The following is a 24,034-nucleotide window of genomic DNA, read 5'->3' as shown; positions in this document are numbered from 1 at the left end:
CATGACAGACGTCCACATTCTCGGGATCCGCCACCACGGTCCTGGTTCGGCCCATTCCGTTGCTGAAGCCTTGGCAGCCCTTCGACCTGATCTGGTGTTGGTCGAAGGGCCGCCCGAACTTGACCAGGTCATCCCGCTGGTCACGGATCCGGACATGGTTCCGCCGGTCGCCGGCCTGATTTACGCTGTGGACGAGCCCCGTTTGGCCTCCTTCTACCCGATGGCCGGTTTCTCGCCTGAATGGGTAGCAATCCGCTGGGCCCTGACCACCGGTAAGTCCGTGCGTGCCATCGACCTGCCTGCTGCACACACCTTTGCGCTCCGGGTAGCGGAGGAACGTGCATTATCGGCTTCGGTGGAGGATGACCCCACCGAGGACGACGGCGGCACCGCCGACACTGTCGAGGAACCTCCAGCTGTCGCGCAGCTGGCTTTCCGGCCCGACGCTATCGGGATGCTGGCCGAGGCTGCGGGGTACAGCGATGCTGAGCGCTGGTGGGAGGACGCGGTGGAACACAGGAACTCGGACCCTGTTGAGCGGTTTGATGCCCTCCTCGATGCGATCTCGGAAATCCGCGGCATGGATCAGCGTCCCGCTGACCATCCTGACGTGGTGGAGAACAATCGCCGGGAAGCTGCCATGCGGCGCATCCTGCGGGCTGCCATGCGGGAAGGGCATGAACGCATCGTTGTAGTGTGCGGCGCCTATCACGCACCGGCATTGGTACCCGCCGGTTTTCCTTCAGCTTCGGCCGACAACAAGGTACTCGCCGGTTTGCCGAAAGCGAAGGTGGCCGTCACCTGGGTTCCCTGGACCTCGAACCGGCTCAGCTTGGGCAGCGGATACGGCGCAGGGGTCACTGCGCCGGGCTGGTATCAACACCTGTTCGCACATTGGATGGTGAACGATCCCACGAGGGATGTGGCAACAACTTGGCTGGTTCGGGTAGCCCATGCGCTTCGTAAAGAGAACTTGGATGCGTCCACTGCGTCGGTGGTAGAGGCCAGCAGGATGGCTACCGCGTTGGCCGCCGTTCGCGGAAGGCCCAGCCCTGGCTTACCTGAATTGGACGATGCCGCGCAGACTGTTCTTTGCGACGGTTCTCCCCTGCCGCTGGCCCTGGTTCACCGCGAACTTACTGTTGGCCGCGAGCTGGGGAACGTTCCAGACTCTGTGCCAACCCTCCCGTTGGCCGCCGACCTCGCCGCTACCCAGCGCAGGCTGCGCATGAAAGCCAGCGCCATGGAAGAAGTCATGGTCCTGGACCTGCGTAAGCCGAACCAGTTGGCACGTTCGGTGTTACTCCACCGCCTTGCGCTGCTGGGGGTGGACTGGGGTCAGCCAACGGACACCGGCCGGACCACCGGCACTTTCAAAGAAGCGTGGACCCTCCTGTGGAAGCCTGAATTGGCTGTTTCGGTGGTGGAAGCCAGCCGCTACGGCACCACCGTTGCCTCAGCCGCAAGCACTTTCGTCTCGGAGCAGGCGCAGGCAGCCGAAGGCCTGCCGGTCCTTGGCAAACTGTTGGAAGGCTGTCTCCTGGCCGAACTACCCGACGGTATTGCCGGCGTCGTGTCCGTCCTGGCGGAACGCACCGCACTTCAGCAGGACACTGCTCCCCTTTTGGAAACCATCGCCCCCTTGGCCCGCACTTGCAGGTACGGCAACGTTCGAGCGGTAGACGTGAGTGATGTTCGGAAGATCCTCGAAGCTACGGTGGTGCGCGCCTGTGTGGGACTGCCCACGGCCTGCGCCGGCCTGGATGACAATGCTGCTGGCGCGATGCGTCGGGCCATTGATTCGGCGCAGGATGGTTTGGCCCTGCTGGCTGAGCTGCCGTTGGATGACTGGCATGCAGCGCTTGCCGCAGTGGCCCAGTCAGACACCATTCATGGTGCGGTGGCTGGTAGGGCCACCCGGCTTCTGATGGACGCGGGGTTGGTGGAAGGAGACGACGTGGCGGCACGTCTTAGTCGACGCCTCTCCATCGCCACGCCCGCGCCGGAAGCCGCTGCGTGGCTGGACGGTCTGCTGTCCGGGGACGCCACATTGCTCATCCACGATCCGCGCCTCCTGCAGATCGTCGATGACTGGGTGGAGGGTGTGGACGACGAAGTGTTCGAGGACGTCTTGCCATTGGTCAGGAGGACGTTCTCGGCTTTCAGCAGGCCTGAGCGGCGGGAAATCGGCGAGCAGCTAAGCCGGGTCGGGTCTGGCGGCAGCGCGGAAGCCATCAACATGGACCTGGCCGGAGCTGGCCCGGCAATACAAACGATGGCAGGAATTTTGGGATGGGAGGCGATCGCATGACGGGTACTTCCGACCAGACGGATGGCTCAGGCTCGGCCGATGTTTCCGGCAATGCGTCCGCCGGTGCCGGCCGGGACCGGTTGAGCCGGTGGCGTCTGGTACTGGGCGGGCAGGACGCGGACGGCATTTCAACAGAGGACGGTGTCTCCGTCCAACTATCCGATGATGATGTTAGACGGGACCAGGCGCTGGAAGAGCTCTACGGTGGCGGGTCCGGACAGCGGGGAGGACTGGGGTCGTCGAGTCCACGCGTGGCCCGCTGGCTCGGGGATATCCGCGGGTACTTTCCCTCCTCAGTGGTCCAAGTGATGCAGTCTGATGCTATGGACCGGCTCGGCCTGAGGCAGTTGCTGTTGGAGCCGGAGATGCTGCGCACTGTACAACCGGACATTGGCTTGGTGAGCACCTTGGTGGGACTGGGGCGGGTGATCCCCGAAGAGTCCCGGGAAACCGCCAGGTCAGTCGTTCGCCAGGTCACCACGGAACTTGAGGAACGGCTGCGCGCCAAGACGATCCAAGCAGTCTCAGGTGCCCTCAATCGTTCCGCCAGGACGCGCCGCCCAAGGCACAGGGACATCGACTGGAACAGGACCATCGCCGCCAACCTCAAGCATTACCAGCCCGAGTACCGCACGGTGGTGCCTGAGCGGCTGCATGGCCATGCAAGGCGCAGCACCGAGATTCAGCGCGAGATTATCCTGTGCATTGACCAATCAGGATCAATGGCTGAATCCGTGGTGTACTCCAGTGTCTTCGGAGCAGTTCTCAGCTCTCTGCGGTCCGTGAGCACCAGGTTAGTGGTTTTTGACACCGAAGTTGTAGATCTCACGGACGACCTGGATGACCCCGTGGATGTGCTGTTCGGCGTACAGCTGGGCGGCGGGACCGACATCAACCGAGCCCTTGCCTACTGCCAGGATCAGATAACCAAGCCCGCCGAGACCATCCTTGTCCTGATCAGCGACCTTTATGAAGGCGGCATAGCTGAAGAGATGCTGCGTCGAGCCGCGTCAATTGTGGGTGGCGGGACCACCATGATTGCTTTGCTGGCGTTGAGCGACAGCGGCCATCCGTCCTTCGATTCACGTCATGCAGCGGCTCTGGCCGGCATCGGCGTGCCGGCTTTCGCGTGCACACCGGATCTCTTTCCGGACATGATGGCTGCGGCCATTGAGCGCCGGGATGTCAGCGAATGGGCGGCCTCCCAAGACATCCCCACAAGTCACGAAACGTAGTTCTCCATCCACGGAGCTCTGGCGGAGGACGGGCAACGGCGCGAGAATTAGCTGGTGGTCCCTCCTCGCACCGGCGAGGGCGGCGACACCCTGAATGACGCCGCCCGAAAGATCCAGCGCGTCTATCTGACATTGACGCTGGGCAATACCGTTGCGGCCTCCTTCATCTGGGGAATCAACACCCTGTTCCTGCTGGATGCCGGTTTAAGTAACCTGGAGGCGTTTGCCGCCAACGCCTTCTTCACCGTAGGCATGGTGCTGTTTGAGGTCCCTACCGGAGTGATCGCCGACGGGTGGGGCCGGCGGGCGTCATTCCTGCTGGGAACGGTGACGCTGGCCGTGTCCACTTATCTGTACTTCGTGATGTGGCAGATCTCCGCGCCGTTCTGGATGTGGGCTGTGGTCTCGGTTCTCCTGGGTCTCGGCTTTACGTTCTTCTCCGGTGCTGTTGAAGCATGGCTCGTGGATGCCCTGCGTTTCTCGGGCTACGAAGGCGGGCTGGAATCTGTGCTTGGCCGAGGCCAGATGGTGCAGGGTGTTGCGATGCTGGTGGGCTCAGTAGCAGGAGGGGTGATTGCCCAGGCCACCAATCTTGGCGTGCCCTTCCTCCTTCGTGTGCTGGTTCTGCTCGCCATGTTTGCGGTGGCCTTTGGACTCATGCACGACGTCGGCTTCACGCCTGAGCGTTCGACGCATCCCCTCCGCGCGACAAGGGCGGTACTGTCTGCGTCGATCGAGAACGGCTTGAAAAACCCGCCCGTGCGTTACGTGATGCTGGCCGCCCCCTTTAGTGCCGGCGTCGGAATTTACGTCTTCTACGCACTGCAGCCGTACCTCCTTGACCTGTTCGGCGACCCCAGGGCTTATTCCATCGCGGGCTTGGCCGCCGCGATTGTTGCGGGATCGCAGATCCTGGGAGGCTGGCTCGCCCCGCACGCCCGGCAGCTATTCCACAGGCGCACCTCCGTGCTCATCCTTGGAGCGACGGTGGGTGGCGTCATCCTTCTGGTCCTCGGTTTCACGCGTATCTTCTGGGTGGCTCTGATATTGCTCGCGCTCTGGGCCGTCGTCGGTTCTGCCGCCACGCCCGTCCGGCAGGCCTATGTCAACGACATGATCCCTTCGAAGCAGCGGGCCACAGTCCTGAGCTTCGACTCGCTGATGGGCTCCAGCGGCGGCGTAGTTATCCAGCCGGTCTTGGGCCGGGGAGCTGACCTTTACGGCTATCCGGCATCATTGGCCATGGCAGGATTCATTGAGCTCATCGCGTTGCCGTTCCTGCTGGCCAGCCGGAAGCAGGGCGCAGCCGCCGACCGGGCCAGCACAACTGAAACCTCCCCGGACACGGAATCCTTGCCGTGAGTAGGGTGTTCGGGGCATGGCTGCCAGTTTGGACGGATACATCGCGTCAGAGAACGGCGACCTTTCATGGCTGAACGACGCCATGGCCAAGGACGAGGACTACGGTTTTGAAGCCACCGAGCGCAGAACCGGGGCTTACATCATGGGGGCCAACACCTTCCGCGAGGTAGCAACCATGGGCGGCGGGGTTCCGTTCTTCGGCAGGGTCAGCCAGTGGACGAAGTTGGAACTTATGGGGTGCCGTCATTACCCGTCCGGAATCGTCCTGCTGAATTACCGGTTGAAGGGCCCGGGGACTGAGGGAAATCCGTCAGCGAAGGGCATCTGAGATTGACTTCGCTCCTCCGTGGCTGCTCTGTCCACCGTCAACCGGCAGGTCCACTCCCGTGACGAAAGCGGCCATGGGGCTCAGGAGGAAAAGCACGACGGCGGCCACCTCCTCCGGCGTCCCGGTCCGGCCCAGCGGGGTTTCGGCAATGGTGGCTTCTTTGAACACGGGGTTTGCATCGGCGGTCATGGGGGTCTCAATGAATCCTGGATGTACCGAATTGACCCGGATTCCCTGTGGCCCGAGCTCCGTGGCGGCGGCGATGGTTAGCCCACGCAGAGCCCATTTGCTGGCAGTGTAGGCGACCGGATAGTGCCCGGTGAGCGCTGCCACTGATCCAACGTTGACGATGGAACCCCCGGACTTCATCAGCGGGACGCAGGCCTGCATTCCCAACAGTGCCCCCGTAACGTTCACATCCGATACCGCAGCGAGATCGGCCGGGGTTACCTCAAGCAGGCGGCTGCGTCGGGTGATGCCGGCGTTGTTGACCAAGCCGTCCAGCCGGGCGCTTGCACTTTGCAGGTACTCAGCCAATGCCCTCCAATCATCCGTCCGGGTGACATCGAGCTGGCGGTAAGTAATGCGGTCCGGGTATTCAGCGGTTGCGGCCTTCATGGCAGTCGAGGGCTCCGCGGCCAGGTCTGCCGCGACTACGGCGGCTCCTGCCGCGGCCAACATCAGGGTTTCGGCAAGACCCTGCCCGCCATTGGCCCCGGTAATCACAACATTTCGATCAGTCATGTCAATCACGGCAAAGACATCCTTAGCTTCTGAACGGGTCATCCAGGCAGAACAGCTGACCAGCCGCCGTCGACCATGAGGTTGGCGCCGGTGACATAGGAGGCCTCATCGGAAGCAAGGAACAGCGCGCAGCTGGCTACCTCCATGGCATCACCCACCCGCCCGAGCGGTATGTGTGCCGCAATAGTGCGCATGGGATGCTCTTCCGCGAGGAGATCGGACTCCGTGGCGGGAGTGCGGATCATGCCCGGACTGACACAATTCACGCGAATCCCGCGGGGAGCGCCTTCTGCCGCCAGCTGTTTTGTCATTGCCACCACCGAGCCCTTGGTTGCGGTGTGTGCCAGTCGCCCGTTGGTCACCGAGCCGGACACCCCTGCCGTGGAACCAACAAGAACGACGGCGGACTGCCTGGCTTTACCGAGCAACGGCCAAAAGTGCCGGACGGGAAGAAACACGACGTCCACCTCGTGCCGGAAATTCCAGGTCCAGTCTTCGTAGCTGATCGCCTCCAACGCCGCAAAGCGGGTGGCCGCCGCGTTGGCGTAGAGTACGTCAACCCGGCCATGGAGCCTGTCCACGACGCCTGCCCATGTTCGCACGGAAGCCTCATTGCTCAGGTCCACCTCTTGGGCGGGCTCTGCAGCCCCTCCCTCTGCACGGATGGCTTCCACCGTGGCCTCAGCCCCGTTGACGTCGAGATCGCACCCCACTACCTTTGCTCCTTGCCGGGCGAAAAGCAGGGCTGCGGCGCGGCCTTGCCCGGATGCAATGCCGGTAATCACGGCTACCTTCCCGGCGAGGCGGAGTGGCGGTGCGGCGGAGTCGACTGTCATCCCACCATCCTGTGGCCACGTCAGCTATCGGGGAATACCGCATTCAGGATAGGAGCTATCCATGCCGTGGATGGGCGCTGGCTAACTGCTGTGACCTGCCGACACGACGACAGGATGCGCCGTCACCGGAAAAATCTCATGGAGCTGTGAACAGGCGCGCTGGACTACGGAACGGAGCCAGACGTTTGCGGGATCCTCGGTCTGGGAGGGATGCCAGTACATGGCCTCCACCAACGCAGCTTCGAGCTCTTCGGTGAACTCAAGGACTTCGATGTTCGCCCCTCGCTGCGCCCTTGAGGCCAGCATGCGCGGAACCAGCGCCACAAGATCCGTGCCCTCTACCAGGAGCGGCAGTGACAGGAAACCGGCCACCACGGCCGCTACGCGTCGCCGAACCCCACGGGATTCAAAAAGCTTGTCGGCCGGTGTGCTGATGCCCTCGCCGAAGTATCCAACAGCGTGCGGCACCGCAACGAGGTCCTCCAACGTCAATCGGGGCAGATGGAGAACCGGATTTCCTGCATCGGCCACAGCCACGAAGCTGTCCCGGAAAAGCTGTTTGCTCTCACCCTGCATCCTGTAGCCGGTGGGCCCCACCAACAGGTCCATCCTGGAATATTCGGCCATGGTTCCCTGGAGCCCGGACGTGGGGACGAAATTCACCACCACCTGTGGCGCCTCCCGCTGAAGGATCCCGCGCAAAGGACCCACGATGAGTGCCGCCGCGTAATCAGATGCGGCGATCACAAACTCCCGCTCGCTTGTAGTGGCATCGAACCCGGACCGGACGCGCGTGGCCCGCTGGATGTGGAGCATGGCTTCATCAACCAACGGGACCAAAGATTGCGCGAAGGGAGTGAGCTCATAGGTGCGCCCGTTGCGGACCAGAAGTTCGTCGTCGAAATGCCTCCTGAGCCTTGCCATCGCAGCACTCGTGGCCGGCTGGCTAAGCTGCAGCCGCTCGGCCGCCCGGGAAACATTCCGCAGCTCCAACAGAACCTGGAGTTGTGGCAGCAGGTTCAGGTCCAGGTTCTTCATGCCCCTAGGTTATCCAGCGGTGGAGGACATTAGTGCGTTGCGCTCACAAGCCGCGGGCCTCGAACCAGGACGGCCAGCAGCGCGAGGGCACAAGCTCCGCCCAATGCCCCGAGTGCGAGGGCGAGGTTCCCCAGGGCGGCAGCCGTTGCGCCGAGGACGATGGGCGTCAGGAATTGCCCGATGAACAAGGTTGCTGTCCAGATACCCGTGCCGCGGCCGCGCTGGGAAAACTCCAGTCCGTTGACGGCCCACGTCAGGAGTGTCGGCAACAGCACACCGGTACCGGCGCTGGCCACAACGGCACCCAGTATTGCCAAAGGAACGCTGCCCGCTGCCGACACCACGCAAAGCCCGACGGCGGCAAGGCCGAAGGCGCCCACCAGCAGTTTGCGGGTACCCAATTTGGCGAGGTAACGGAAGGAGATGGCGCCTGCTGCAGTGGCCAAGGAAGCGACCGCAGCCGCTCCACCGATGAGCCCGGTGTCCGTAACGCCCAGCCCGGTAATGACGTAGGGCAGATGGACGATCAAAGCGTAAAACACAATGCCACCGAACAGTGTCACAGCGGCCGGCGCACCAATTTGTCGCCATGGCACCGGCTGTTTCGCCGTCGTAGCGACGTGGGCTTGGCTCTTTGCCGGTTCCCACAGTTTGAAAATCATGGGGACCACCAACACCGCGCTGACAGCGTACAGCCAGAAGGGAGTCCTCCAGCTGATGCTGCCCAGGACGCCACCCAGTGCGAAGAAGGCAGTGGCTGCCAGCGCGCTGACCATGGTCTGGAGACCTAAGTATTTGTTCCGCTGCTGGCCCGCGTAGTAGTCGGTGATCAGGGTGGTGCAGCACGTCATGATCGCAGCCTCGGCGATACCTACGCCGACTCGCGACAACGCTATGGCCCCGAGGGAGTCCAGCCATAGAGGCGCCGTTCCGAAGAGGGCGTACGCCAGCATCGCAACTATAAGAAGTTGCTTGCGTCCCACACGATCCGCCACGTACCCGGCCAGCGGCGAGAACAACGCCACAAACAGGGCTGGCAAGGTAAGGACCAAGGGAACCAGGATGGCGACTCCGGCGGTATCGGCGAAGACCTGGTTCAGGGTGGGGAGTACGGGTGCCAGCAGAACTGCACCCAGTACGGGCATGCAGCTGCCGGCGACCAGTAGCGCAGCCTGTGTCTTTCCGGCCGCTCGGCCGGCAAGTGGCGGGCGGGTTTCAGTTGCCGTTGGGTCCATGGTGCTCATTAGGTGTTCCTTCGCCTTTGAAGATGGTCCCCGGGGTGGCAGAAACGCCGGGAGGGACTGCATTCACTGTGGCAAGGGGTCTGTAGGCGGAGAATAGCGGTTTTGGTATAGCAGGTATTCGTACGATCGATACCCACCTGCCCGCCACAACTATTTGTTCAACGGATAGTTGCTATCAGATAGTTGCCCTTCTCCGAATACGTGATGTGACTCATGGTTGATACAGGACCTGCAGATAACTGTCCGAGCAACCAGAGCACTTAGAAGGAATTCATCGTGGAAACTCCCCTCTCCCATCTTGCCCACCTCGAGATCACCACGCCGGACATCGAAGCCTCGGCACGGTTCTACGAGGAAAAATTCGGCATGCGCATCATCGACCGCGTAGATGGCAACGTTTATCTGCGATGCTGGGGCGATTACTACCGTTACAGCCTGGTGATTACCGAAGGCCCGGAGGCCTCCTTGGGTCGGATGGCATGGCGCACCAACTCGCAGGCCGCGCTCGAAGCTGCAGCAGCCCGCGTTGAAGCAACCGGGGTGCAGGGCACCTGGACTGCGGGCGGCCACGGCTTCGGCAAAGCCTACGAGTTCACGGGTCCTTACGGCCACCACATGCGCCTCTTCTACGACGTAGAGAAATTCGTTGCAGAACCCGGTTTCGAATCCATCTATCCGGACCGTCCCGAGCGCCGCAGCAGCCACGCAGCTGCTCCCCGCTTCCTGGACCACGTCACGGTCGCTTCCTCTGACGTCCGGGGCTTCGCCAAGTGGTACAACGAGGCTCTTGGCTTCCGCGTCATGGCCTTCGTCGACCTGGATGAAGCACCCATCACGGTGTTCTCAGTACTGACCACCAACGAGAAGTCCCACGACCTCGGCGTCGTGCTCGATACCTCCAAGCGCGCCGGCCGAGTCAACCACATCGCCTTCTGGGTGGACGCTACCGAGGACCTGCTCCGCACCGCCGATGTGATGATGGAAAACGGCACTCCTATGGAATATGGTCCGTCCATTCACGGCGTGGGAGAGCAGAACTTCCTGTACTTCCGCGACCCGTCAGGCCTGCGGGTGGAGCTGAACTCCGGCGGCTACCGCAACTACGTTCCGGACTGGGACGCCAACACGTGGAAGCCCTCGGAAGGATCCAACAACTTCTACAAGAACGGTGCGATGCCACACTCCATGACAGAATCCTTCCCGCCGGCCGAAGGTTTCACCGCGACGGAGGAAGGCGCTTCCGCAGAAATGAAAGAAGCTCTCCTGAACCCCTACGCAAAGCAGGGTCGGGGCTAAATCCATGGCGAACGCAACATACTCCCTGATCCGCTTCCAGGAACCCGGCGACAGTAAAGCCAAAACGGGCCTGCTGGTAGGCGAACGTGTCCTGCCACTGGATACGGACATCAACTCACTGATCCAGCACTGGGAAACCACCGAAAGCGTACTTGACCAGCTTGCCGCATCAGCCGATGGGCAGTCGGGCCTGGCACTCGCCGGCGTCGAGGTCCTGGCTCCGGTGGAACCCGCCCAAGTGCTGCAAACCGGAGCCAACTACCGCAAGCACGTGATTGACCTTGCCGTGGCACACCGGGAATCCGGCCAGGACGCAGAAGAGGTGCGGGCCAAGACGGCGGCCATGATGGACAAGCGAGCAGGCCAGGGGACGCCGTACTTCTTTATCGGGCTTCCCACCGCCATTGCTCCGGCTACGGATGACCTGACACTCCCGGGCTACAGCAAATCCCACGACTGGGAGCTGGAACTGGCCGCCGTGATTGGGAAGGAAGCCTTCCGCGTCACCCCCGAAAAGGCTCTCGAGCATGTCTTCGGCTACACCATGGTCAACGACATCACCACCCGGGAGTACGTCTTCCGCAAGGACATGCCCGCCATCGGTTCGGACTGGTACAGGGCCAAGAATGCCCCCGGCTTCCTGCCCACCGGTCCCCTGCTGGTGCCGGCGAAGTTCTTTGGCGACCCACAGGACGTCCAGGTCACACTGAAGCTCAATGGCAAGGCCATGCAGGACGAGTCCACTCAAGACATGATCTTCGGCGTCGCCAAGCTTGTCAGCGAAGCGTCGCAGATCATGCCGCTCCGGCCAGGCGATCTGGTGCTGACCGGCAGCCCCGCCGGCAACGGCCAGCACTGGGGCAGGCTCCTCCAGGACGGCGATGTCATGGAAGGCACTATCACCGGGCTGGGTACCCAAATCATCCACTGCAAGGACGAACAGTGACTACCGACGCCGTGGAAGCGCACACGATGCAGCGGGCTGATCCGATGGCCAGCATCACCGCAGCCGCCAAGCTGTACAACAACTGGGGTCGCTGGGGTGAGGACGACGTCCTCGGTACCCTCAATTTCATCGACGATGGCAAGCGGGTGGAGGCGGCCTCGCTGGTGAGGTCGGGCGAGGCGTTCTCCTTGTCCCAGCCGTTCGATACCAATGGACCCCAGAAGGGGTGGCGTCGCCGAACCAACCCGGTCCACACCATGACCGACACCGGCGTAGATGCTGAGCGCGGCAATCAGGGATTTCCCCACGGGTTCGGCGGGGCTGATGATGTGATCGCCATGCCGCTGCAGTGCTCCACTCAGTGGGACGGGCTGGGCCATATCTTTGATCGCGGCAAAGCTTGGAACGGCCGGGCAGCAGGCGACGTCGTGACTTCAGAAGGCGACCTGGTGACAGGGATCGAAACCGCCGCCGCCAAAATTGTCACCCGTGGCGTTTTGCTGGATGTGGGCCGCGCACTGGGTCCGGAGCTGGGGCGCGCCGACGGAGAATTACCCGACGGCTTCGCCATCACTCCGGAGCATCTGGAGCGAACCATTGAACGCCAGGGCCCCACCTCCGCCGTTCGCCGAGGGGACATCGTGGTGATCCGCACAGGGCAGTACACGCGGGCCTGCCGCGACGGCTGGGGTGAGTACGCAGGCGGCTCGGCGCCGGGTCTGTCCTTCACCACCGCATCGTGGCTGCACGCCTCGGAAATCGCCGGGGTAGCAACGGACACTTGGGGATTCGAGGTCCGGCCCAATGAGTTTGAGGGTGCTTTCCAGCCGCTTCACCAGATCGCCATTCCAAACCTCGGATTGTTCCTTGGTGAAATGTGGGATCCGGATAATCTGGCCGAGGCGTGTGCGGCAGACGGCAGGTACGAGTTCATGCTCACCGCCGCTCCACTCCCCATCACGGGCGCTGTCGGTTCCCCGGTCAACCCCATCGCCGTCCGCTAGCAAATCTGTTACAACGCAGCACAATAGGCAGTAACGCCGTCACCACAAAGGAGTCAAAGATGGCAGCAGTACAGAGGGTCGGAATCGTCGGAGCGGGAGCTGCGGGACTGGCCGCCGCCATCCTTCTGGCCGAAGCCGGCGTCGAGGTGGAGGTTCTGGAGAAGGCCACCGAACCGCAAACCCTGGGCTCCGGCATCACCTTGCAGGGAAACGCCTTGCGCATCCTGCGCACCCTGGGTGTTTGGGAACAGGTGGAAGCAAAAGGCTACGGGTTCAGCACCCTCGTCCTGCGGGCGCCCAATCCCGACGGGACCGTCCTGGCCGTTCTCGAGGACATCAAAACCGGTGGTGACGATCTCCCGGCCACGTTGGGAATGTACCGCCCGGACTTGACCTCGATACTTCGGGACCGTGCCGAAGACGCCGGTGCGACGATCAGCTACGGCAAGGCCGTCACAGTTATGACGGACGACGGCGGCAGCGTCACCATCCGCACTGCCGACGGCGGCAGCTCGCGCTATGACCTGCTCATCGGCGCTGACGGACTCCACTCGGCCGTACGTAAGGCGATCGGCATCAACGAGGAGCCACAACCCACCGGCATGGGTATCTGGCGAGCCTTCGTCGAGCGGCCGGAGGAAGTCGTCAGAACTGATCTGACCTACGGTGGGCCGTGTTTCATCGCCGGATACTGCCCCACCGGACCTAACACCATCTACGCCTACCTTGTGGAGAAAGCCCAAGAACGCCGGCACGAGGACGGACCCAAGGTGATGACGGAACTCGCCGCCGCGTACGGCGGCCCATGGAACGAGATCCGATCCAACCTGGACCATGGCGCACGCATCAACTACACCTGGTTCACCTCGCACCTCGTGGAAGGCCCCTGGAACCGTGGGCGCATCGTCATCATCGGCGATGCAGCACACAGTTGCCCGCCCACTGTTGCCCAAGGTGCTGCCATGGCGTTGGAAGATGCTGCGGTCCTCGCGGAACTGTTGATTGCCGCAGACCACGTCACCGAGACTCTCTGGAAGGAGTTCGCCGACCGTCGGATGGAGAGGGCAACCGCCGTGGTGAGGGCGTCGGTCCAGTTGGGCCAGTGGATGCTGGACGGCGTCCGGGACGCAGACGTCCCCGGCCTCATGAACTCGCTCTCCACTACGCTCAAGGAACCCGCATGACCCACATCGACACCGCCCAACACCCCATTGTGGATGTCCACGCGCATGTCCTCATTCCAGCACTCCAGCAGTTGGTGGCAGAGGGAGACCCTCAAGGATTCGCTGAGCTGCAGGCCCTGGAAGTGAGGCGAAACGGGCCCGAGTCCATGGCCAACTCCGGCCTGATGATTAAGGAGCGCTGGCCACAGCTCACTGACCTGGAACGTCGCCTGGCGGACATGGACGCCCAAGGCGTGGACGTGCAGCTGGTTTCGCCCTCGCCGTCGCGCTTCTACTATTTCGCCGGTGAAGGACTCGCGCTCAAGCTCGCCAAACAGTCCAACGAGGCAGTGCGCGACGTTGTGCAGCAAGCGCCCGAACGGTTGAACGGACTGGGTTTGGTTCCGTTGCAGCACCCGCAGCTCATGGTCGAAGCCTTGGAACATGCCGTTCTTGGCTGTGGCCTCATGGGCGTGGAGATCGGGTCCTTTGCGGCCACTCCCGGAGACCCGGAACGGAGCACCGTTGAACTCTCCGATCGACGACTGGAACCCTTCTGGAGCCGGGCCTCGGAGCTGGGCGCCATTGTGTTCCTGCACCCGTTCGGCTGCTCATTGGACGAGCGACTGGATCGCTTCTACCTGGCCAACACGGTCTCCCAGCCTGCAGAGAACGCCGTAGCCCTGTCCCACCTGATTTTCAGTGGAGTGCTGGACAGGCACCCCGGCCTCAAGATCCTCGCCGCACATGGGGGTGGCTACCTTCCCACTACCATCGGCCGATCGGACCACGCCTGGAAGGTTCGCCCTGAGGCGCAGCGGTGCGCCGAACCGCCGTCTTCCTACCTTCAGCGGATCTTTTTCGACTCCCTGACGCACGGGCCCCGCGAGCTGCGCGCCCTCGTCGAAGTCGCGGGCCCCGGGCAGGTGATGCTTGGCTCGGATTACCCGTTCGACATGGGCTCCGACAATCCCGTTGGTGAAGTCCATGCGGCCGGTCTCCCCGCGACCGATGACGCCAAGGTTCTCGCTGGCAACGCTGCTGCCTTGGGCATCACCGCTGCGGCAGCCCTCACCGTCCGCTCCAGAGCGTAAGGAAAAGACATGGTCAAGATCGCCCGCTGGAATGACGACGGCGGTACTCGGGCCGGGTTCGTAGCTGACGGCAGCTGCTTCCCGTTGCCCGAGGGACAAACCGTGAACCACCTGTTAAGTGCAGGCTTGGCCAAAACGCTGGAAATCGCTGCGGAAACAGTTCGAACGGCATCTTCCGTTCCCCTGTCCGAGGTACAGTTGCTGGCGCCCTTGGTACCCGCCACCATCCGCGACTTCGTGGCGTTCGAGGAACATGTGGAAGGCGTGCGGAAGAGCATCGACGGCGTGGCCGGCGTGGTGCCCGAGTGGTATGAGGCACCCACGTTCTACTTCACGAATCCGCATACTGTGACCGGTACGGAAGAAGTGATCGGAATCCCGGCCGGTTGCAACGAGCTGGATTTCGAGACCGAAGTAGCGGCCGTCGTCGGGCATGTACCGGGAAGTGAAGGCAGAAACCTGTCGGCGGCCGACGCGCACCAGCACATCTTCGGCTACACAGTCCTCAACGACTGGTCGGCGCGCGACCTGCAAAGGCGTGAGATGAAAGTCAGTCTGGGTCCTTGCAAAGGCAAGGACTTCGCCAACACCTTGGGCCCGTGGATCGTAACTGCTGATGAATTTGAGCACCTGCACGACGCCGAAGGCTTCCTGCCGATCTCCATGGCCGTTGAGGTCAATGGCGAACATATTGGACAGGATTTGCTGTCCAATATGGGCTGGCCCTTCGTCGAACTCGTAGCGTATGCCTCGCAGGACTCAGTGGTGCGACCCGGCGACGTTTTGGGCTCCGGGACATGCGGTAGAGGATGCCTCGCTGAACTTTGGGGACGGAACGGTGCCAAGACTCCCCCACCCTTGAAGACCGGAGACGTGGTCCGGATGACCGTTGAGGGAATCGGAAGCATCGAGAATACCGTGGGCGAACGGCGGGCGGCCATCACCAGGGTCCCTGCGCTGAGCCGGCCGCGTCACCGTGTTGCGGCCACTGCTGAGAAACTGTAGGTAACAATCGTCGAAAGGGCGGAATTCTTGATTTCCCTGCAGCAGGACGCGCAAGGCTTTATCCGAATGAACAGGCACTTCCCGGGAAGCGTGTCAGTGAGCGTGGTTTTCGCCGACGGAACCACGGAAGTCTTCACCGGGCGGCGGCTCAACGAGATTTATGACCAAGCGCTGGCAGCCTACCGTGCCGGCAACCACCTGGACGCCAAAGGGTTCAACCGGGGCCCCAGGAAGAAGGTCCAGCAGGGCATTGAGTTCGTGCCGGTTTCGCCGGGAATGTCCAGCTGACTCAGCTTCTTCCTGAGGCGTGGTTGACGCAGAACGGCGTCCACGGCCTCGCCTCCAACCTGCCCTCGGGTATGGCCACGCCGCACACCGCGCACAGTCCGTAGGTTCCTGCCGCTATCCTCGCCAGTGCGTCATCGATCTGCTCCAAGCCAACCTGGCTTTGGCTCATGAGGGCGGACGCTTGGGAGAGCTCGAAGGCTATAGTGCTGCCCTCGGGATCGTGTTCGTCGTCCACATTGGAGTCTTGCCGGGCGAGGCTCACCGAACTGATGTCGCTTCGCAGCGCCTTGAGCAGTTCGAGTTTGCGACTCCTTTCCTCCTCCAAAAGGACCCGAAACCGCTCGACGTCAACCATGGCGGGTCATAGTTCCACTGTGCCGCTTTCGCCCACGCTGAAGCGGGAGTGGGTGACCTTGGACTTGACCCATTGAAGTACCGTTGCTGCCGTTCCGCCCGGGCTCGTCCAGTACTCTGCCGAATCCGAATCCACGTGAATCAGGCAAACTTCCGGGGTGTCCGGACCGTCAGGGAACCATGCCTCCACAACCTGGTTCCACATCTCGTGGATCTTCTGTCGGTCCGTGACCACGTGGGCAGTCCCGGCTACAGACACCCACTCGGTGCTCTTGCCGAAGGAGACATTGACTCGCGGATCCTGTCTCACGTGGGCAACCTGTGAGGTCCCCAGTCCCGTAAAGAACCACATGTCGCCGTCGTCCTGCACTTCCTGGACAGCCAGCGGCCGGCTGACCAGCGCACCTTCTTCATTGACGGTGGTCAGCATTCCGATCTTGGAATCGTTGATGATGTCCGTGACTTTGCTGATGGGTTGCTCTTCAGTCATGCGGGCCTCACTTCTCTTCGCATCCGGGGGCCTTCCCCACAACCACCCTATTAGTAAGGCTACTGATTTGCTAGGCGGCCAAGGAATGACGCGGCTAGAAAGCAAAAACACCGTTTTTCAGGGAATCATGCTGCTGCTTCATCCGTTCTGTTTGATAGTGACATGCCGACGGCGGTCCGGCCTGCCCATTCGGGTCAGGCAAAGCGACGGGAAGTTTGGGGACTACCATGACGTTGAATGAAACTATCGCCCGCCTTCGGGCCGCGCACCTCATGGTCCGCGATGCCCACGAATGGGATGCTCTTTCCGCCGCCCTCTCGGACGCCTATGACAGCGACGACGATGACCTGATTGAGCAACTGCAGCAGCCCTTTGTCCAGTCCTGGCGCACGGTCACGCACTACGTCCTGCGGGATACCTTCGATGCTGCCGGCATCTCCGTGACCGACCCAAGCCACCCTTGGGGAATTGCCACCTTGACCGCCAATGGCTTCAGCCGCGAACCTGTTCTCTGCCAGGTGGACCTGGCAGACCCACAGGGCTCGGCAGTTACCACCGCCGGCGGACCAAAGTTGCTCACTTTCGCCGAGGCCATGACCTATTACTCTGATTGCCTCGCTCCACTGTTCGAACACGTTAGTGAAGGTCAGTCACTGAAAGTTAGCTGAGGTACGCGCTCATCATTTGCGGGCTACGACAGGGACGAAGGCTGATCGAGGAGGGCGCGGAGCCGGGCGTTCGCATCGGAAATCTCGGCCCCATGCGAGAACAGCATCCTGTTGTGCGATACCTCGGAGAGTTTCCGGAGCGATGATTCAGCCTCCACTGGGTCGGCAGTGAAGGGAATGGTCTGCATGGGAGTGGGTGAGCACCACATCGGAGACATCACCCCAACCGGCGCCCAGACGTTCCAGCGCCTGGTTGATATCCACGGCACTGCCTCCCATTCCCGTGTCAATCAGAACAATCCCACCGGAAACAGGCAGCACGAAGCAGCGAACATCGAAACTGATCTCTGTGGGGCCCGCAACCCCTGCAGGCAGCTGCACCTGCTGGACAATGACTTCGGGCAAGGGCCCGGCTTCCGGTGGAGATTCAGGTAAATTCGGAACTGATTCGCTGCCGGCACCCATGTGGACTCAATCCTGCCTTGCTGGTGGCGGGCCCTCGATGACAGTGGGTATGTACTCCAGTAGCTGCGAGCGGCCGTCGAACGTCCGGCTGTCCACCAATTCCAATGCGACATCCGGGTAGCCGTCATAGATTCGCTCACTACCGGTCCTCCCGGTGATCACGGGAAAGATCACCAAGCGAAACCTGTCCACCAGACCGGCCGTCAGCAGGGAACGGCAAAGGCTCAAGCTGCCCAGAGTGCTCAACGTGCCGGTTCGGGTCCGCTTTAGTTCCCGGACGGCTTCCACAGCATCACCCGAAATAAGTTCTGAGTTGGGCCATGCCAAGGGCTCCTTCAGGGTGGAGGAAAAGATGATCTTGGGCATGGCAGCCAACCCGCTCAGGCTGGCGCCTTCCTCCTTTGAAAACCCCGAACTGTCTTCAGAGGCTTCCTCCGACATACTCGACATCACCCGGTACGTGTTCGCGCCCATCAGTGTGGTGAAGTCCTTCTTTCCCTCTTCATCCAACCAGGCCAGGTACTCCGGACCTTCCAATCCCCACCAACCAGGCCAGCCTTCGGCAGAAGCGTAGCCGTCCAGGGAAATGATCAGGTCCACCATCAGGCTTGCGGTCGTCTCACTCATAGCAGTCTCCTAGGTTTACGGTGCGCGTTGACCGTGCGCGCAAATGCTAGCCCCGGAGCAATTGGACGTTCAAGGGGTTCGCGCTAGAGAAGGAGAAGGACGAACCCGCCGAGGGTGCTCAGTATCCCAACACCAGTGAGGATCCAGCCGAGAATCAGAACGGTGTTGTCGTGGCGCGGCGGATGCAGCGAGCATCGGGAGGGGTGGCAGAGGTCGTAGTGGACCAGCACAGCGCCTGATTCAACGCTCCCCTCGCGGGCAGGGATATCCAGCAGGACCTTTTGTTCCTCGTTCGCCCGATCTACCCAATGCAGTCCCAGAAATCCGCCTGCGGCGAACTGTTCTCCCTCAGCGGTGGTCCAAACGCATCGGCGCCGGGCAATGACCCATGCACATAAAAGCAACGGCACGCCGGGGACAAACCCCACCCACGTCATCATTTCCAGGATGGGGCCAAGAACATCCAGTGAACCGGCCATGAGTCGATCCTATGTGCAGAAGCCGCGCGCCGGCAGACGGCATAGCGGACAGCTTAGACCGTGCGGTCCACCCGTGAACGCCAGAGCAGATACACAAAGTAGGGGGCGCCCACCAACGCCGTCATGATTCCGGCAGGTATCTGGGCCGGCGCTATGACCGTGCGGCCAATGAGATCGGCCAGTACCACCGTGCAGGCGCCGATCAACGCTGCCACGGGCAGGACCCTTGAGTGCCGTGCGCCTACAAGTGTGCGGGCGGCGTGGGGTGCCACAAGTCCCACGAAAGCGATCACGCCCACCGAAGAGACGGCACCAGCGGTCAAAAGCACAGCCACCGTAAGCAGGAGCACCCGGGATCCGGATAGCCCTATGCCCAGCACGCGCGGAGAATCGTCATCCACGGCGATCAGATCGAGATCCCGTCTCATGCCCGCCAGCACAGGCAGCGCAAGCACCAAAGCCAGCAGCGGTGGCAGGACGGAGGCAAAGTTACGGCCATAGGTAGAGCCTGACAACCAAGTGAGGGCCTTTGTCTGGTTGAACGGATCTGTCGTCACCAGGAGGACGGTGATAGCGGCCGCCAGCCCCGCGGAGATGCCGATGCCGATCAACACCAGCTTGTTTTGTTGAAGTCCGCCGCGGAAAGCCAATCCGAAGACCAACAGGGCAGAAAGTGCCGCTCCCCCAAGCGCGGAGCCAGTGACCACCCACGAGCCCGCCGTCGGGACTGTGGTGATGACGATGATTGCCGCGAGTCCGCCACCGCCGGAGACGCCAAGAATGCCGGGCTCGGCCAGGGAATTGCGGGACACCGCTTGGATAAGTGCACCGGCGAGAGCCAAGGCCGCGCCGGCGAGGACCGCCGCCAGGACACGCGGCATTCGTGTACCCAGGACGGCGCTGACACGAGTTCCCGACTGTCCGGTGAGCCAGTTGACGAGATCCCCGAGCAGGAGCTTCGCATCACCCAGTAGGGCACCCGCCACCAGCAAGCCGGCGAGCAGGACAAGGAGCCCGATCAATACTGTGAGGAAGAACCTGCGCGTGCGAAGTCTTGCCAGGGCATCACCGGCAACACTCAACCCGGCGTCGGACATCCGCATGGCCAGGATCACCAGGAATACGGCTCCGAAGACCGTAGTGACTGCGCCGGTGGGGACTTCAACGCCTGCTTGGGCACCGAAAAGACCACGAACAAGGACGTCCGCTCCGATGACCACCACTGCACCGGCCAAGCCGGAGATGGGCAGCAACGCCCTATGCCGGCCAAGGCCGCGAAGACGGGAGGCCAGAAGACGCACGATTGCAGGGGCACAGAGTCCAACAAATCCGATCGGGCCGGCGATCGTCACCGCTGCTGCCGACAGTACAACGGCAAGTACGACGGCGCCCACCCGGGCCAGGCGCGGATCCGCACCCGCCAGCCTGGAGGCGTCGTCACCCAAGCCGAGCAGGTCCATCCGACGTGCGAGGAGAAGGAGCGCGGCGATAGCCATGAGGACTATAGGCGTGAACTGGATCAACTCGTCGGTGCGGGACTGGGCAAGACTTCCCTGCCCCCACGCATACAAACCCGTGGTTTCCTGACTGAACAAAAGAAGGAGTGCGCTGGTGGCCGAATGCAGGCCCAACGCCAGCGCTGTGCCGGCGAGCACCAGGCGGATGGGGCCTCCATTGCCATTGGCACCACCGCCCGACAGCGCAAGCACCAGCACCGCCGCGGCGAGGCCGCCGATGAAGGCGACGCCACCGGACAGGAGTGCCGGAAGCGTCATGCCGAATGCAGCCACTGCAACTATCGCGAAATGCGCGCCGGCATTCACAGCCAGCGTGTCAGGGGAAGCAAGGACGTTGCGGGTGGCCGACTGCAAAGCCGCGCCAGCCACCCCCAACGCCACGCCGACCAACAAACCGGCGAAAAGTCGCGGTACCCTCGAGGCAACCAACACTGCGGTTTCCTGGTCCGTGCCGCCTCCGGTGAGCAGCCCCAACAGCTGGAAAGGGCCGACGTCGGCCGTTCCTTGTGTGAGGTGGATCAGCGAAAACAGGGCCAGGATAACTGCCCCGGCGCCAGCCACCAGGACCGGTCCGGAGCGCCGGCGGACAAATAGTCCAGTCGACGCGGCAGGTACGGGAGCACCCGCCACGGCCGTGGGAACGGTCATGGCGGGCCTCTTCACAGTGTCGGTCATGCGGGTGGGACTACTTCGTGAGGGACGCGACGATGGCGTCGACGTACTGGGTCATCGAGGCTGGGCCACCGAACATCCAGATGCCGTCAGAGAGGCGGTGCACCTTGCCGGCCGACACGAACGGAAGCGACTTCCAGACTGCGTTGTCGGTCAACTGCTCGGTGAAGTCACCATCGGCGCTGTTGGTGATGTAGACGAAATGGTCGGCGTTGACGGCGGTCAGGCCCTCGACGTCGGTGGAGCCCAGTCCGTAGGCAGGGTCGCCTTCAACCGTCCACGGGTTCACGAGACCCAGCTCGGTGTTGATATCAGCCAGCAGGGATCCCTTGGTGAACGGGCGGATGGAAACCTTGCCATCAGCAACCCAACCGTCTGCGAACGCTACGCGGGACCCGCCCAGGCCGGCTTTTTCAAGATCGGCCTTGCCCTTGGTAACGGCGGCGTCGAACGCTGCGATGGCCTCATCAGCTTTCTTCTCGGTGCCGGTTGCCTTGGCGACGAGCTTCAAATTGTCCTCGGCCTGCGCGATCTGGCGGCTGCCATCCGCGGACTTCACCACAACGACGGGAGCCAGCTCTTCGAGCTGCTTGATCACGGGCTCGGTGAGGTCGGTGGTGGCAACGATCAAGTCCGGATCGAGGGAGGCGATGGTGTCAAAGCTGGGCTCGTTGCGTGTTCCGATGTCGGTGGGCGTGCTGTCCAGCTTGCCGGCCGTGACCCAAGCGCTGTAACCCTTGACGTCCGCAACCCCTACCGGCATAACGCCGAGGGTCGTCAAGTTCTCCACCACGTTCCATTCGGTGCCGACCACGCGCTTGGCGGGGCTATCGAGCTTGACCTCGGTGCCGCGGGCGTCGGTCAGGGTGATGGCTTCTACTGCACCGGCACTGTTCGAAGCGGAGCTCGCGGGGCCTTCCGTGGTTCCGCAACCAGTGAGCAGGACCGCCAAGGCAGCGGTGGCGGCCAGGGCTTTATGGATCTTCATGGACACAGGGGTCCCTTTCGTGTTGGGGGGGCTTACGTTGATGAGGGGGTGTCAGCTGTCGCTGTGCCGGCCTACAGCGCGGGTGCGCAGCCTGCCGGTGAGCGGATCAGTGTGGGTAACAATGGGAATTGAGTAGACGTCACTGAGGAGCTCCGCATCGAGTGCCTCGTGCGCCGGTCCGGCGGCCGCGATCCGCCCTTCCGACAGAACCACCACATGATCGGCAAGTGCGGCTGCCTCGTCGAGGTCGTGCAGAACCACGCCAATTGCAACACCATGGATGCGGGCGAGGTCGTAGACGAGATCGAAGATCTCCACTTTGTAGCGGAGGTCCAAGTGGTTGGTTGGTTCATCGAGCAGCAGCACCGAGGTGTCCTGCGCAAGGCAGCTTGCCAGCCACACCCGTTGCAGTTGCCCGCCCGAAAGTTCATGGACGCCCCGGCTGGCGAGCTCCGCCACACCGGTCAGCTCCATGGCGCGGTCGACGGCGGCCGGCCCCTCAGGATCGCCAGCGCGCCACCGTCCGCGGTAGGGATGGCGCCCGAACTCGACGACGTCACGGACGCTGAGGCCGTGCGGCACCGGCCGGCTTTGCGAAAGCAACGTCACGTGCCTGGCGAAATCACTGCGCTTCATCATCAACGCATCTGACACTTCGCCGTCGGCAGGTTTGACCGTTACGGTGCCGGAAGAAGCCTCGTGCAACCGGGCCAGCGCACGAAGCAGGGTGGACTTGCCACTGCCGTTCGGGCCTACCAAGGCAACTATGCGCCCCGGCTCCAAGCGGAGCCCTGCGCCATGGACCACGTCCTTGTCCCCATAACGGAGGACCAGGTCAGTGGCCTCGAGCCCCGAGAGTTCAGTCAGTTCAATCACAAAATGAAAGATTAGCTTAGGCTTACCTAATTTCCGAAAACGTGTCAGAGAAACTCAGCCCAGGCCTGACTGGGTTGGAGTCAGCGACGTGCAAGGCTTGTTCCATGGACCTGGAAGTCTCCCCTTCGCTGACGATCCCCGCCGCCGAACTCAATTGGCGATTCTCCCGCTCCTCCGGACCGGGCGGTCAACACGTCAACACCACGGACAGTCGGGCCGAATTGATGTGGAACGTTACCGGTTCTGCCACCCTGACAGATGAGCAGCGGTCGCTGCTGCTCAAACGCCTGGGGCGAAAACTCGTCGGCGGTACCATCACTGTGACCGCATCCGAGGAACGATCCCAGCTGCGTAATCGCGAGATCGCCATGGCCAAGCTCGCTGATCTGATAAAAGCAGGCCTCGTCCCCGAGTCCGTCCGCCGTGCCTCAAAACCCACCCGGGGTTCCGCCAGGCGCCACCGGGTGGCAAAAGAACTCAGGTCTGCCACCAAACAACAACGACGTCGACCTGCCGCCGAGTAGCCCCGGGCGTTCCTTCGGGCGAACGTGACTAAGTACTACTGATTTCGACCCACTGCGAACGCCACTCCGGGGCCTGGAATGCCTCACTCCAGTAGGCAGTCTCCTTGGCTATCCTTCCATCGCGAAATTCGAAGATGAAGACTGTTTCATAGGCGGGTCCGCCGTAGTCCAGCAGCGCCTCAGCCACCACCAGGTTCCCACCGCTGAGCAGGCGCCGGGGTGTGATGGTGGGCAGCTGCGGAAAAGCGTTGTAGATTCCCCTGCGATTCCCGGCGCCGCGTACCACTTCCCCGGATTGGGGCCAATGCATCACGGCGTCGTCGTGGAAGAGCTCATCCATGACTTCGATGTGGCGATCGTTGATGCAGTCGATCAGCCGCTTGACTATTTCTTCGTTGGCGTCCTGTTCATTGACGCCTTGTTCATTGACTATTTGTCCAGCCATGATCGGCATTGTCCTCTTGGGGACCGGATTGCGCC

The 24,034-nt window shown here is 62.4% G+C and carries 26 protein-coding genes; 13 read left to right on the top strand and 13 right to left on the bottom strand.

Annotation, left to right across the window (positions count from 1 at the left end; genetic code table 11):
• Position 1 precedes the first annotated feature (1 nt).
• From KCX59_RS11150 to KCX59_RS11135, 4 genes are read left to right on the top strand one after another with little or no spacing between them, the layout of a single operon-like run.
• Entirely contained in the window at positions 2 to 2,311 is a 2,310-nt protein-coding gene (locus KCX59_RS11150) for a DUF5682 family protein (protein ID WP_179018414.1), read from the top strand.
• A complete protein-coding gene (locus KCX59_RS11145; protein ID WP_256871543.1) occupies positions 2,308 to 3,546 on the top strand; it encodes a VWA domain-containing protein in 1,239 nt (412 codons plus the stop codon). Before KCX59_RS11150 ends, KCX59_RS11145 begins: the two co-directional genes overlap by 4 nt.
• Before the next feature lie 54 nt (positions 3,547 to 3,600).
• The gene (locus KCX59_RS11140; protein WP_178993826.1) at positions 3,601 to 4,908 is read left to right on the top strand and encodes an MFS transporter; all 1,308 of its coding nucleotides are present in this window, start codon (positions 3,601 to 3,603) and stop codon (positions 4,906 to 4,908) included.
• Positions 4,909 to 4,924: 16 nt separating this feature from the next.
• Entirely contained in the window at positions 4,925 to 5,236 is a 312-nt protein-coding gene (locus KCX59_RS11135; RefSeq protein WP_179018412.1) for a hypothetical protein, read from the top strand.
• Here KCX59_RS11135 and KCX59_RS11130 read toward each other — a convergent pair.
• The 4 genes from KCX59_RS11130 to KCX59_RS11115 all read right to left on the bottom strand — a co-directional run bounded on the left by KCX59_RS11130 (position 5,219) and on the right by KCX59_RS11115 (position 9,098).
• Positions 5,219 to 5,980 (bottom strand): SDR family NAD(P)-dependent oxidoreductase, encoded by a 762-nt coding sequence (locus tag KCX59_RS11130; protein ID WP_256871542.1) that lies wholly within the window; start codon positions 5,978 to 5,980, stop codon positions 5,219 to 5,221. The genes KCX59_RS11135 and KCX59_RS11130 overlap by 18 nt on opposite strands.
• A gap of 38 nt (positions 5,981 to 6,018) precedes the next feature.
• Positions 6,019 to 6,816 (bottom strand): SDR family NAD(P)-dependent oxidoreductase, encoded by a 798-nt coding sequence (locus KCX59_RS11125; RefSeq protein ID WP_178993830.1) that lies wholly within the window; start codon positions 6,814 to 6,816, stop codon positions 6,019 to 6,021.
• Between the two features lie 81 nt (positions 6,817 to 6,897).
• The gene (locus KCX59_RS11120; RefSeq protein ID WP_179018408.1) at positions 6,898 to 7,854 is read right to left on the bottom strand and encodes a LysR family transcriptional regulator; all 957 of its coding nucleotides are present in this window, start codon (positions 7,852 to 7,854) and stop codon (positions 6,898 to 6,900) included.
• A gap of 29 nt (positions 7,855 to 7,883) precedes the next feature.
• Entirely contained in the window at positions 7,884 to 9,098 is a 1,215-nt protein-coding gene (locus KCX59_RS11115) for an MFS transporter (RefSeq protein ID WP_256871541.1), read from the bottom strand.
• 276 nt (positions 9,099 to 9,374) lie between these two features.
• On the opposite strand from KCX59_RS11115, the gene KCX59_RS11110 reads away from it, so the two are divergent.
• From KCX59_RS11110 to KCX59_RS11080, 7 genes are read left to right on the top strand one after another with little or no spacing between them, the layout of a single operon-like run.
• Positions 9,375 to 10,394, top strand: a complete 1,020-nt coding sequence (locus tag KCX59_RS11110) for a VOC family protein (RefSeq protein WP_179018407.1) — start codon at positions 9,375 to 9,377, stop codon at positions 10,392 to 10,394.
• Between the two features lie 4 nt (positions 10,395 to 10,398).
• Positions 10,399 to 11,340, top strand: a complete 942-nt coding sequence (locus KCX59_RS11105; RefSeq protein WP_179018405.1) for a fumarylacetoacetate hydrolase family protein — start codon at positions 10,399 to 10,401, stop codon at positions 11,338 to 11,340.
• A 26-nt stretch (positions 11,341 to 11,366) separates the two neighbouring features.
• Complete coding sequence (locus KCX59_RS11100) at positions 11,367 to 12,344, top strand: cyclase family protein (RefSeq protein ID WP_178993945.1); 978 nt, start codon at positions 11,367 to 11,369, stop codon at positions 12,342 to 12,344.
• Positions 12,345 to 12,403: 59 nt separating this feature from the next.
• On the top strand, positions 12,404 to 13,528 hold the full coding sequence (locus tag KCX59_RS11095; protein ID WP_179018403.1) for an FAD-dependent monooxygenase: 1,125 nt from the start codon (positions 12,404 to 12,406) through the stop codon (positions 13,526 to 13,528).
• A complete protein-coding gene (locus KCX59_RS11090) occupies positions 13,525 to 14,601 on the top strand; it encodes an amidohydrolase family protein (protein WP_179018401.1) in 1,077 nt (358 codons plus the stop codon). Before KCX59_RS11095 ends, KCX59_RS11090 begins: the two co-directional genes overlap by 4 nt.
• 9 nt (positions 14,602 to 14,610) lie before the next feature.
• Positions 14,611 to 15,606 (top strand): fumarylacetoacetate hydrolase family protein, encoded by a 996-nt coding sequence (locus KCX59_RS11085; RefSeq protein ID WP_179018399.1) that lies wholly within the window; start codon positions 14,611 to 14,613, stop codon positions 15,604 to 15,606.
• 27 nt (positions 15,607 to 15,633) lie between these two features.
• The gene (locus KCX59_RS11080) at positions 15,634 to 15,894 is read left to right on the top strand and encodes a hypothetical protein (RefSeq protein ID WP_178993841.1); all 261 of its coding nucleotides are present in this window, start codon (positions 15,634 to 15,636) and stop codon (positions 15,892 to 15,894) included.
• Between the two features lies 1 nt (position 15,895).
• On the opposite strand, the gene KCX59_RS11075 is transcribed toward KCX59_RS11080, so the two are convergent.
• Positions 15,896 to 16,249: a TraR/DksA family transcriptional regulator gene (locus KCX59_RS11075; protein ID WP_054808897.1), complete on the bottom strand. Its 354-nt coding sequence runs from the start codon at positions 16,247 to 16,249 to the stop codon at positions 15,896 to 15,898.
• A gap of 6 nt (positions 16,250 to 16,255) precedes the next feature.
• Positions 16,256 to 16,738 (bottom strand): pyridoxamine 5'-phosphate oxidase family protein, encoded by a 483-nt coding sequence (locus KCX59_RS11070; RefSeq protein ID WP_179018397.1) that lies wholly within the window; start codon positions 16,736 to 16,738, stop codon positions 16,256 to 16,258.
• Between the two features lie 227 nt (positions 16,739 to 16,965).
• Between KCX59_RS11070 and KCX59_RS11065 the strand changes: the two genes are divergently transcribed.
• Positions 16,966 to 17,406, top strand: coding sequence for a hypothetical protein (locus KCX59_RS11065; protein WP_179018395.1), 441 nt, complete (start codon positions 16,966 to 16,968; stop codon positions 17,404 to 17,406).
• A gap of 147 nt (positions 17,407 to 17,553) precedes the next feature.
• Here the strand turns inward: KCX59_RS11065 and KCX59_RS11060 are convergent, their stop codons facing one another.
• The 6 genes from KCX59_RS11060 to KCX59_RS11035 form a co-directional block, all read right to left on the bottom strand.
• Positions 17,554 to 17,811, bottom strand: a complete 258-nt coding sequence (locus KCX59_RS11060) for an MBL fold metallo-hydrolase (RefSeq protein WP_179018393.1) — start codon at positions 17,809 to 17,811, stop codon at positions 17,554 to 17,556.
• A 66-nt stretch (positions 17,812 to 17,877) separates the two neighbouring features.
• The gene (locus tag KCX59_RS11055; protein ID WP_179018391.1) at positions 17,878 to 18,498 is read right to left on the bottom strand and encodes a dihydrofolate reductase family protein; all 621 of its coding nucleotides are present in this window, start codon (positions 18,496 to 18,498) and stop codon (positions 17,878 to 17,880) included.
• Between the two features lie 83 nt (positions 18,499 to 18,581).
• Positions 18,582 to 18,977 (bottom strand): hypothetical protein, encoded by a 396-nt coding sequence (locus tag KCX59_RS11050; protein ID WP_178993846.1) that lies wholly within the window; start codon positions 18,975 to 18,977, stop codon positions 18,582 to 18,584.
• A gap of 53 nt (positions 18,978 to 19,030) precedes the next feature.
• Positions 19,031 to 21,169, bottom strand: coding sequence for an iron ABC transporter permease (locus KCX59_RS11045; protein WP_179018389.1), 2,139 nt, complete (start codon positions 21,167 to 21,169; stop codon positions 19,031 to 19,033).
• A 10-nt stretch (positions 21,170 to 21,179) separates the two neighbouring features.
• Entirely contained in the window at positions 21,180 to 22,160 is a 981-nt protein-coding gene (locus KCX59_RS11040) for an iron-siderophore ABC transporter substrate-binding protein (protein WP_370629221.1), read from the bottom strand.
• A 45-nt stretch (positions 22,161 to 22,205) separates the two neighbouring features.
• Positions 22,206 to 23,030: an ABC transporter ATP-binding protein gene (locus tag KCX59_RS11035; RefSeq protein WP_179018385.1), complete on the bottom strand. Its 825-nt coding sequence runs from the start codon at positions 23,028 to 23,030 to the stop codon at positions 22,206 to 22,208.
• Positions 23,031 to 23,134: 104 nt separating this feature from the next.
• Between KCX59_RS11035 and arfB the strand changes: the two genes are divergently transcribed.
• Positions 23,135 to 23,554, top strand: a complete 420-nt coding sequence (gene arfB / locus KCX59_RS11030; RefSeq protein WP_178993853.1) for an alternative ribosome rescue aminoacyl-tRNA hydrolase ArfB — start codon at positions 23,135 to 23,137, stop codon at positions 23,552 to 23,554.
• Positions 23,555 to 23,582: 28 nt separating this feature from the next.
• Here the strand turns inward: arfB and KCX59_RS11025 are convergent, their stop codons facing one another.
• On the bottom strand, positions 23,583 to 23,999 hold the full coding sequence (locus KCX59_RS11025; RefSeq protein ID WP_256870606.1) for a nuclear transport factor 2 family protein: 417 nt from the start codon (positions 23,997 to 23,999) through the stop codon (positions 23,583 to 23,585).
• Positions 24,000 to 24,034 lie beyond the last annotated feature (35 nt).

Origin of the sequence: Paenarthrobacter nitroguajacolicus (assembly GCF_051027655.1) — a bacterium.
Lineage (GTDB): Bacteria > Actinomycetota > Actinomycetes > Actinomycetales > Micrococcaceae > Arthrobacter > Arthrobacter nitroguajacolicus.
Note: the sequence above shows the minus strand (reverse complement) of the source record. Positions and strands in the feature narration are given on the sequence as shown.

Coding starts and splice junctions, on each gene's coding strand:
- arfB (WP_178993853.1), top strand. CDS start 23,135: ATGGACCTGGAAGTCTCCCCTTCGCTGACGATCCCCGCCGCCGAACTC.
- KCX59_RS11150 (WP_179018414.1), top strand. CDS start 2: ATGACAGACGTCCACATTCTCGGGATCCGCCACCACGGTCCTGGTTCG.
- KCX59_RS11145 (WP_256871543.1), top strand. CDS start 2,308: ATGACGGGTACTTCCGACCAGACGGATGGCTCAGGCTCGGCCGATGTT.
- KCX59_RS11095 (WP_179018403.1), top strand. CDS start 12,404: ATGGCAGCAGTACAGAGGGTCGGAATCGTCGGAGCGGGAGCTGCGGGA.
- KCX59_RS11070 (WP_179018397.1), bottom strand. CDS start 16,738: ATGACTGAAGAGCAACCCATCAGCAAAGTCACGGACATCATCAACGAT.
- KCX59_RS11125 (WP_178993830.1), bottom strand. CDS start 6,816: ATGACAGTCGACTCCGCCGCACCGCCACTCCGCCTCGCCGGGAAGGTA.
- KCX59_RS11050 (WP_178993846.1), bottom strand. CDS start 18,977: ATGGCCGGTTCACTGGATGTTCTTGGCCCCATCCTGGAAATGATGACG.
- KCX59_RS11130 (WP_256871542.1), bottom strand. CDS start 5,980: ATGACTGATCGAAATGTTGTGATTACCGGGGCCAATGGCGGGCAGGGT.
- KCX59_RS11085 (WP_179018399.1), top strand. CDS start 14,611: ATGGTCAAGATCGCCCGCTGGAATGACGACGGCGGTACTCGGGCCGGG.
- KCX59_RS11105 (WP_179018405.1), top strand. CDS start 10,399: ATGGCGAACGCAACATACTCCCTGATCCGCTTCCAGGAACCCGGCGAC.
- KCX59_RS11090 (WP_179018401.1), top strand. CDS start 13,525: ATGACCCACATCGACACCGCCCAACACCCCATTGTGGATGTCCACGCG.
- KCX59_RS11120 (WP_179018408.1), bottom strand. CDS start 7,854: ATGAAGAACCTGGACCTGAACCTGCTGCCACAACTCCAGGTTCTGTTG.
- KCX59_RS11135 (WP_179018412.1), top strand. CDS start 4,925: ATGGCTGCCAGTTTGGACGGATACATCGCGTCAGAGAACGGCGACCTT.
- KCX59_RS11045 (WP_179018389.1), bottom strand. CDS start 21,169: ATGACCGACACTGTGAAGAGGCCCGCCATGACCGTTCCCACGGCCGTG.
- KCX59_RS11075 (WP_054808897.1), bottom strand. CDS start 16,249: ATGGTTGACGTCGAGCGGTTTCGGGTCCTTTTGGAGGAGGAAAGGAGT.
- KCX59_RS11055 (WP_179018391.1), bottom strand. CDS start 18,498: ATGAGTGAGACGACCGCAAGCCTGATGGTGGACCTGATCATTTCCCTG.
- KCX59_RS11100 (WP_178993945.1), top strand. CDS start 11,367: ATGCAGCGGGCTGATCCGATGGCCAGCATCACCGCAGCCGCCAAGCTG.
- KCX59_RS11025 (WP_256870606.1), bottom strand. CDS start 23,999: ATGGCTGGACAAATAGTCAATGAACAAGGCGTCAATGAACAGGACGCC.
- KCX59_RS11065 (WP_179018395.1), top strand. CDS start 16,966: ATGACGTTGAATGAAACTATCGCCCGCCTTCGGGCCGCGCACCTCATG.
- KCX59_RS11115 (WP_256871541.1), bottom strand. CDS start 9,098: ATGAGCACCATGGACCCAACGGCAACTGAAACCCGCCCGCCACTTGCC.